Raw genomic sequence first — 7,906 nt, 5'->3', positions numbered from 1 at the left:
TCGCTCGCCCGATCCCGAAATACCGACATGTCTTGCTCACATTACCGTTTCTGTCGGCATGCTCCAATACCCGAAGTTTACGCCCAATCTCTCGCTGATCGCTGTTCATTGAAACCACCTTCCTTCCCCAGCGGGGATATTCAAGAAGGTGTCTCGCTGAATTGTACATATCTATAGTGACGCTGGAAGACGCGGTCGCGGAGATGAACCGGTATTCCGACATCAAACTCCGCGTCGATGATCCTGCGCTCGCCGCAGAGCGCGTCAGCGGCACGTTCGCGGCCGGCGAGCCTGAATCCTTCGCCGAAAGCCTTGAACTCTTCCTGCCGCTGCGGGCCGTACGACACGGCCAGGTGATCATGCTCGTCCCGAACGATCGCTGACACCACTTTTGCCAGACGCCAGGCAGGCCGGGACGATGCGTCGGGGAAACGGTACCCTCGTCTTTCGGAGACGGGACCAGCGCTCAGTCACAGTGGGCAGATGATGGCGGGCCATAGATGTGTCCGCCATATACTGGATCAGTTTTCGGGACCCGGCGCGCGGGCGTCCTGCACCTGAAACGTGAGTGATGTCGTATAGCTTCTCAGGTCAGTCTGAGCCCCGCTTGGCGACGGCGCCTGCAGCCTGGTCATGACGAGATGGGTCCCGGTATCCGGCAGGGCGATCGTCACCTCGCCATTCGCATCCGTCTGGTAAGTCAGTCCCGTATCTCTAGGCCGATCCCCCTGGCCGCTGCGGGTGAGCGTGACTATCTGAGCGGTCACCGGCTCGCCATCAAACGTGACGGACAGGCTGAGCCTGTCGCCCGCATGAATCGCGGAAGGATGGGCGCCCGGGGTGATGGCCAGGCGCCCCACGGGCGTGTTCACACTGTCCCAGGTCGGCTGGCCGACCGTGACATAGGTGTCTGAAACCGTAGCTGTCTGTGACGACAGGATCGCGATACCGGGTGGTAGGCCGACCGGTGCCGCATCCTCGCTATTGATGAGGTGATAGGTTGCGTCCAGCAGGACATATTCACCCATGCGGCCAAGGCGCTCGCCTGTCGTGAACCGGGTCGTGCCCGGCTCCGTGAGTTTGTGTTCCATCGCCGTATGGGTCGCAAAATGTTCGATACGGTCAGGGGGCATGCTGGACCCGTCCGGCAGGATGACCGCATAGGCCTCGGACCGGACCGCGTGTTTCGGATTGCAGCAATGGTCACTGAAGGAGGCCTCGACTGTGAGGGTCTGGCCGGGGCCCGGGGCGTAGGTCGAGGGTTCCATATAGGCCGTGTCCGCCGATGCGGCCGCAGGCAGGGTCAGCGATGCCAGGAGAAAGCTTGCCAAGCGCCAGCGCATCAGTTCGCGCCTGCCGATGGGGTTTCGGATGGACGCAGACGATCTTCAAGCTCGCCGATATCAGCCGTGACAAATTTGCCGATTACGGCACGCGCGTCGGCGAGCGCAGGGGCCAGGTCCATTTCGCCATCCCGGACAGAATTGGCGAGATCGAGAAGCGGAAGATAGAGGTCTTCTGTCTCGCCCTTGATGGTGATGGCAAAGCGCTGGTTTTCCGCCTCTATGCGGTCCCATTCTGCCCGGACACCGGCCCAGAAATCCCCCGTTGCTGCCCAATATGCCTCACCCGCTTCGACGGGATAGGCGTCAGAACGCCGATAGGTGTTGATGCCCATCTCACGCACGAGCACTCTTGGCTCGCCCGAGAGAATGAGTTTCGAATTGTCTTGTTCATGCACCCAGCCCCATGGCGTGATGGCATGACGGTTGACCGCATTCACGGCGTGATAGTCATCACGCGTTGTCATGTCCCTGCGGGGCAGGGGGCGCCATTCTGCCGGCGGCGACCATTCGGCCAGGCCATTTTCATATGTCCACCGGGCAACGGCGCCGTAGCGCGGGGCATCATCGACCTGGTAGACAGTCTGCGACCATGCACCTGACCGTTCCGGTTGGGGGACGCCGCGCCACTCCCATGCATTGCCGCCGATAAAGACCAGAACGCGTTCTGGCTGATAACGCCAGTCCTGGCGCCAGTGCTTGACCACGACGGGCGCGCTGTCGGGCCCCACAACCAGGGTGTGTTGCAGGCTGATAAACTCGCCCGTGTCTTTCAGGACGCGAACCGATTCATGTCCGCCAGACAGTTTCGGCGCCTTGAGGTCATACCCTTCGATGAAAGATACCGTTTCGGTGAAGTCGAACGTCACCTTGTAGTCGCCCGCCATCGCGAGAATCGATTCGCGGTCCTGTTGAAAGTGCGAGGGCAGGCTTTGTGCCTGTTCGGTCGGAGCGGGGGCGGGGGCGAGCGTGCATCCTGTTGCCGCGACGAGTGCAAGCGCGACGACGGACACAAGGCCTGATGAATGGGCGGTCATTGGTGGGTTCCTCCAGATAGGTGACTTCAGTGCTGTTGCTTGGTCGGGTATTATTTTTGCGAATGACTTGCAATATCAGAATGACTCGTTATTGCAAATGAGAATAGTTCTCATAAATGAAGCGAGGAAAGATGTCCTACTCAAGCCCCCACACGCGCCGCTCTCTCAAAACGGCCCTGGCCGTCTCATCCGCACTGGCACTGGCACCTGCTGCATTCTCGCAGGCGGCGACGCCGTCCGAGCGTCGCGAGGAGGCGATTACCGTATACGGTACGTCCAACCCGTTGCCGGTGTTCGACTATCCCGGCCAGGTGACCGTCGTGGACCGGGAGGCGCTGGACATGCTTGCGCCGTCCACGCTCGCCGACGCGCTTCGCGATGTGCCCGGACTGGACTTTGCCGGCGGACCGCGGCGGACCGGCGAACTGCCCAGCATTCGCGGGCTGTCTGGCGAGAATGTCCTGATCCTGCTCGATGGCGCGCGCCAGAGCTTCACATCGGCGCATGATGGTCGCTTCTTTGTTGACCCTGAACTTGTCGGTTCAGTCGAAGTGGTGCGTGGGCCTGCGTCAGCCCTGTACGGTTCAGGCGCGGTTGGCGGCGTACTCGCATTGGAAACGGTCGATGCGGCAGACCTGCTGAAAGAGAATGAAACGATGGGTGCGCGGATCCGTGTGGGCTATCAGAGCGTCAATGAGGAGGCGCTGGGATCAGTCACGGCCTTCACCCGTCAGGGGGCATTTGATGGTCTTGCCAGTTTTGCCCTGCGCCAGTCCGGCGATATCGCGCTGGGATCGGGCGCAGACCTGCCGTCGAATGACGAAATACAGACTGGTCTGGTCAAGGCCAGCTATGCGCTCACAAATGCGCTCACGCTGGAAGGCTCCTGGCAGCGGTTCAACAATACAGCTGTCGAGCCGAACAATGGCCAGGGCACGCTTGGCACAGGCGACGCCATGCTCGACCGGGAAGTCGAGAAAGACATCACGTCCGACACGTTCAGGTTCGGGGCCAATTTCAATCCCCTGGGCAGTGACTGGATCGATTTCAGCCTGACCGCCTACCAGACCAATAGCGATGTTGACGAGTTCGATGCCACGATTCCTCGCACGACCCTGCGCGAGATCGAGACAACCGGCGTCAGCGCCCGCAATGCCGCCCGGTTCCAGCTGGCCGGATTCGACACTGTGCTCACCGTCGGGGGTGACTGGTATAGGGATGAGCAAACGGGCATTGACGACCAGACTGTCGACGGCGTGCGCGGCGGCGTGCCGAATGGCGAAAGCGAGTTCACCGGCGTCTTCGCCCAGCTCGAGACCGTGGTCGAAACCCCGGTGGGTGAACTGCTCCTGATTCCGGGCATTCGGTACGACGCGTTTGAGAACGCGTCATCCGTCGCGCCGGACGCTGCCAATTCCGACGATGCGGTTTCGCCGCGTTTCGCGGCAAGCTTCGCGCCGGCAGGCGCCGAATGGCTGCGCCTGTTCGGGTCGTTCTCGGAAGGGTTCCGTGCACCCTCCGTCAATGAGCTCTATCTCAATGGTGTTCACTTCAGTCTGCCGCATCCTGTCCTTTTCAATCCCGGGCAGGGATCATTTGTCTTCGTCGCAAACAACTTCATTCCCAACCCTGACCTCGTTCCGGAAACGACCGAGACCGTCGAGTTTGGTATCGGCGTCGACTTTGCCGACCTCGCATCCCGGGGGGACCGCCTTCAGGCCAAGCTCAGCTATTTTGAAACGGACGCCGATCAGCTGATCAACCTGACGGTCGATGTGATACCTGACGCGACCTGTTTTGCGCCGCCTTTCTTCCAGCCCTGCTCATTCGGGACGTCGGAATCTGCAAATATCGACGCGGCAAGCCTTGATGGGATTGAAGGCGAACTTCAATACGATTCCGATCGCTGGTTCGCCAAGGTGAGCTATGCGAGCATTGACGGGACAAACCTCTCGGACGGATCGGACCTGGGGTCGCTCACGCCTGACCGCCTTGCGTTCAATCTGGGGGTCAAGGTGCCTGAGTGGAATGCCCGCTTCGGCACACGCGTGCAGCTCGCCGATGATTTTACAAGCAGGCAGGCAGATGGGCTCGTCGGGCTGACGGTTTCTGAAGAGCGTCCGGGCTATGCGGTCATCGACCTCTACGCATCCTGGCGTCCTGATTTCGCGCCGGACGTCCGCTTTGATGTCGGCGTCGATAACCTCTTTGACCATGATTATGAACGTGTCTTCGAAGGGGTCTCCGAGCCTGGGCGCAACATCAAGATTGCGGCCTCCTATCAGTTCGGAAGCTAGCAGACCATCCGGCGGCCAGCCCGCCATTCGGGTGGCCGCACGACGGACGTGTCTCGCCGCATCCGTTCAAAAACGAAAGCGGGCGGGATTGGAGGAATTTCGAGCAGGGTCTGGCGCATGCGGGGCCGGTGAGTGAGCTGGGCCTCACATGCGCTGACCCGTCCTCACCGCAACACGCTGTCTTTATTGTTGCTAGGCATCCGATGGGGCCATCGGGCCGAGGCTGAACAAGGCAACGACTTCATCGGCGATCCGGAACGGTGCCGGCGGATCAATGTCGGATATCCATTTCGGGATCCAGAGATAGGCACCGGCCCGGACCGGCGTGACAGGTTCATAATCCTGGGGCCTCCGGCTTCCGTCGGCCACGCCTTCTTTTGCAAACGCTTCGGTCCGGCTCAGAATCTCGCGCAACCGCTTCTGCGTGCGCTTCTGCAGCGCGGACGACAGGATATCGAGCCCCATCCAGCCAGCGACCGGCTGGAGCGATCCTACCATGGCCTGCGTATTCAGGTGGGAGACGATGGCCGCCTTTTCGTGGCCGGTTCGGCTATGCGCGTCTGCGTAATCAATGAATGCGTCATAAAGTTCGTAGCTGCGTTCGAGACATTTCTTAACCAGGTCTTCGCGGTCATGGAAATAGTGGTAGACGTATACCCCGTCAGCGACCCTGGGACAGATCGGCCAAATTGCTAAGTGAGGGTTTGTAATCAGAGGGTCGGGAGTTCGAGTCTCTCAACCGGCACCAGTGTAAACAGGGCCTGAGCTGATGAGTCCGGTCCGGACCTGACAGTCAGCATTTTCGGCATCGACCGCCGCTGGGAAACCTGTCGCTGCATCCTTTTTTCCAAGCGTAAACGAGGTGTGAACGATTTGCGGTGAATTTGCTGGTTCGCCCACGTCCGGGTGTACTAATCCACTGCATTTCAAAGGCTTTAATCCATGACCGCCACATCACGCTCCACTGTTTCATCTGCCGGGAATGCCATCGCACGACAGATTGCTGAGGAACTTGGCGTGGCTGAGCGGCAGGTCTCAGCCGTTATGGACCTGCTGGACGAGGGCGCGACGGTTCCCTTCATCGCGCGCTATCGCAAGGAACGCACCGGCGGCCTCGATGACACGCAACTCAGGGCGCTCACCCAGCGCCTTGAATACCTGACGGATCTCGCCAGCCGCCGCGTGGCGGTGCTGAACGCCATTCGGGAGCAGGACAAGCTGACACCTGCGCTGGAGCGGGAAATCATGGCCGCCAGGACCAAGGTCGAGCTGGAAGACATCTACACGCCTTACAAGGTCAAGCGGCGCACCAAGGCGACGATCGCCAAGGAGGCGGGCCTGGAGCCGCTCGCCGAGCGGCTGTTGTCCAATCCGGCACTGTCGCCCGCATCGGAAGCAAAAGGCTTCGTGTCGGCCAAGAGGGGCGTGTCCGACCAGGACAGTGCGCTGGACGGCGCGCGCGAGATCATCGTCGAAAAGATGGCCGAAACGCCGCGTCTGGTGCGCAAGATCCGCGAGACCGTCTGGACCAGCGGCAAGCTCGGCTCCTCCCTCGTGAAGGGCAAGGAGGCTGAAGGCGCCAAGTTCGCTGACTATTTTGAATTCGATGAGCCCATCAACGTGATGCCTTCCCACCGGGCGCTCGCACTGCTGCGCGGGCAGAAGGAAGGCATCCTGCGCGTCAAGCTCGCCGTGCCGCACGCCGATCCGAGTGACCATCCGGCGGTGCGGGAAATCTGCACCGAATTCGGCATCGCCAAGAAGGGGCGCCCCGGCGACGACTGGCTGGCGGAAACCGCTCAGGCCGCGTGGAAGAGCAAGCTCGAGCCCGCCAGCTCGCGGGAATCGATCACCCGGTTGAAGGAGTCTGCAGACGGCGAAGCCATCCGGATCTTTTCAATGAACATGCGCGATCTCCTCATGGCGGCGCCGGCGGGCCCGAAAGTGGTCATGGGCATCGATCCGGGCATCCGCACCGGCTGCAAGATCGCGGTCGTCGATGCGACGGGCAAGTTGCTCGATACGGCAACGATTTACCCGCACGAGCCCCGCAAGGATTGGGTGGGGTCTCTCGCAACGCTCGCGACCCTTTGCAAGAAGCACAAGGTGGAACTTGTCAGCGTCGGCAACGGCACAGCGGGGCGCGAGACAGAGAAACTGGTGGCGGATCTTTCCGCGAAGCTGCCCGACCTCAACCTGACGCGCCTCATGGTCTCGGAAGCCGGTGCCTCGGTCTATTCCGCGTCCGAACTGGCAGCCAAGGAATTCCCCGACCTTGATGTCAGTATTCGCGGCGCGGTTTCCATTGCGCGCCGCCTTCAGGACCCGCTGGCGGAACTGGTAAAAATCGAACCCAAGGCGATCGGCGTGGGCCAGTACCAGCACGATGTTGACCAGTCTGCTCTGGCTCGCTCGCTGGATGGTGTCATCGAAGCGTGCGTCAACACCGTCGGCGTGGACGTCAACACGGCGTCTGCGTCGCTTCTCGCGCGCGTTGCCGGCCTGAATGCGACAATCGCCGCGAATATCGTGGCCTATCGCGACAAGAATGGTCCGTTCAAGTCGCGGAGTGATCTCAAAAATGTGCCCCGGCTCGGGCCCAAGGCCTTCGAACAGGCCGCGGGCTTCCTGCGTATCGCCAAGGGCAAGAACCCGCTTGATGGCTCCTCTGTGCACCCCGAGGCCTATCCCGTGGTTGAGCGCATCGCCAAGAAAACAGGTCGGAAGCTGAGCGATCTGATCGGCGACAGGGCCTTCCTGGCCAAGCTGAAGCCGGAAGAGTTTGCCGATGCGATATTCGGCGTCCCGACGGTAAAAGACATTCTGGTCGAGCTCGAAAAGCCTGGACGCGATCCGCGCCCGGAATTCAAGACGGCCACGTTCAAGGACGGCGTCGAAAAAATCTCCGACCTTAAACCGGGCATGCGCCTCGAAGGTGTCGTTACGAACGTCACCGCCTTTGGCGCATTCGTGGACATCGGCGTGCATCAGGACGGCCTCGTCCATGTTTCAGAACTCTCGGACACGTTCGTCAAGGATCCTCATACGGTGGTCAGTACGGGGCAGGTGGTCAGGGTTCTTGTCCTCGAGGTGGATATTGCGCGCAAACGGATCGGCCTCAGCCTCAAGCAGGCGCCCGGCCGCGTGACGCAAGACAGACCCAAATCGAGTGACGTGACACCGTCCAGTCCGTTCGACGTGTTGTCCTCGCTACGCTGAGGCCAGCCTG

General features: G+C 61.0%; 6 protein-coding genes and 1 pseudogene. 3 read left to right on the top strand and 4 right to left on the bottom strand.

Features of this window, described 5'->3' with window-relative positions; translation table 11 throughout:
- A pseudogene (locus ACESNB_RS07760) lies at positions 1-109 on the bottom strand (IS481 family transposase); the annotation flags it as partial.
- Positions 110-161: 52 nt separating this feature from the next.
- On the opposite strand from ACESNB_RS07760, the gene ACESNB_RS07755 reads away from it, so the two are divergent.
- A complete protein-coding gene (locus tag ACESNB_RS07755; protein ID WP_373005982.1) occupies positions 162-383 on the top strand; it encodes a hypothetical protein in 222 nt (73 codons plus the stop codon).
- Positions 384-521: 138 nt separating this feature from the next.
- Here the strand turns inward: ACESNB_RS07755 and ACESNB_RS07750 are convergent, their stop codons facing one another.
- Both ACESNB_RS07750 and ACESNB_RS07745 read right to left on the bottom strand, forming a co-directional pair.
- Positions 522-1,343 (bottom strand): DUF4198 domain-containing protein, encoded by an 822-nt coding sequence (locus ACESNB_RS07750; protein WP_373005980.1) that lies wholly within the window; start codon positions 1,341-1,343, stop codon positions 522-524.
- Positions 1,343-2,380, bottom strand: coding sequence for a DUF6607 family protein (locus tag ACESNB_RS07745; protein ID WP_373005978.1), 1,038 nt, complete (start codon positions 2,378-2,380; stop codon positions 1,343-1,345). Before ACESNB_RS07745 ends, ACESNB_RS07750 begins: the two co-directional genes overlap by 1 nt.
- 131 nt (positions 2,381-2,511) lie before the next feature.
- Between ACESNB_RS07745 and ACESNB_RS07740 the strand changes: the two genes are divergently transcribed.
- Complete coding sequence (locus tag ACESNB_RS07740; protein WP_373005976.1) at positions 2,512-4,677, top strand: TonB-dependent hemoglobin/transferrin/lactoferrin family receptor; 2,166 nt, start codon at positions 2,512-2,514, stop codon at positions 4,675-4,677.
- Positions 4,678-4,869: 192 nt separating this feature from the next.
- On the opposite strand, the gene ACESNB_RS07735 is transcribed toward ACESNB_RS07740, so the two are convergent.
- Positions 4,870-5,175, bottom strand: coding sequence for a hypothetical protein (locus ACESNB_RS07735; protein ID WP_373005974.1), 306 nt, complete (start codon positions 5,173-5,175; stop codon positions 4,870-4,872).
- Between the two features lie 444 nt (positions 5,176-5,619).
- On the opposite strand from ACESNB_RS07735, the gene ACESNB_RS07730 reads away from it, so the two are divergent.
- Positions 5,620-7,896: a Tex family protein gene (locus tag ACESNB_RS07730; protein WP_373005972.1), complete on the top strand. Its 2,277-nt coding sequence runs from the start codon at positions 5,620-5,622 to the stop codon at positions 7,894-7,896.
- Positions 7,897-7,906 lie beyond the last annotated feature (10 nt).

The sequence above is a fragment of the Hyphomonas sp. genome (assembly GCF_041689225.1).
GTDB lineage: Bacteria > Pseudomonadota > Alphaproteobacteria > Caulobacterales > Hyphomonadaceae > Hyphomonas.
Note: the sequence above shows the minus strand (reverse complement) of the source record. Positions and strands in the feature narration are given on the sequence as shown.

Coding starts and splice junctions, on each gene's coding strand:
- ACESNB_RS07750 (WP_373005980.1), bottom strand. CDS start 1,343: ATGCGCTGGCGCTTGGCAAGCTTTCTCCTGGCATCGCTGACCCTGCCT.
- ACESNB_RS07745 (WP_373005978.1), bottom strand. CDS start 2,380: ATGACCGCCCATTCATCAGGCCTTGTGTCCGTCGTCGCGCTTGCACTC.
- ACESNB_RS07740 (WP_373005976.1), top strand. CDS start 2,512: ATGTCCTACTCAAGCCCCCACACGCGCCGCTCTCTCAAAACGGCCCTG.
- ACESNB_RS07735 (WP_373005974.1), bottom strand. CDS start 5,175: ATGGTAGGATCGCTCCAGCCGGTCGCTGGCTGGATGGGGCTCGATATC.
- ACESNB_RS07730 (WP_373005972.1), top strand. CDS start 5,620: ATGACCGCCACATCACGCTCCACTGTTTCATCTGCCGGGAATGCCATC.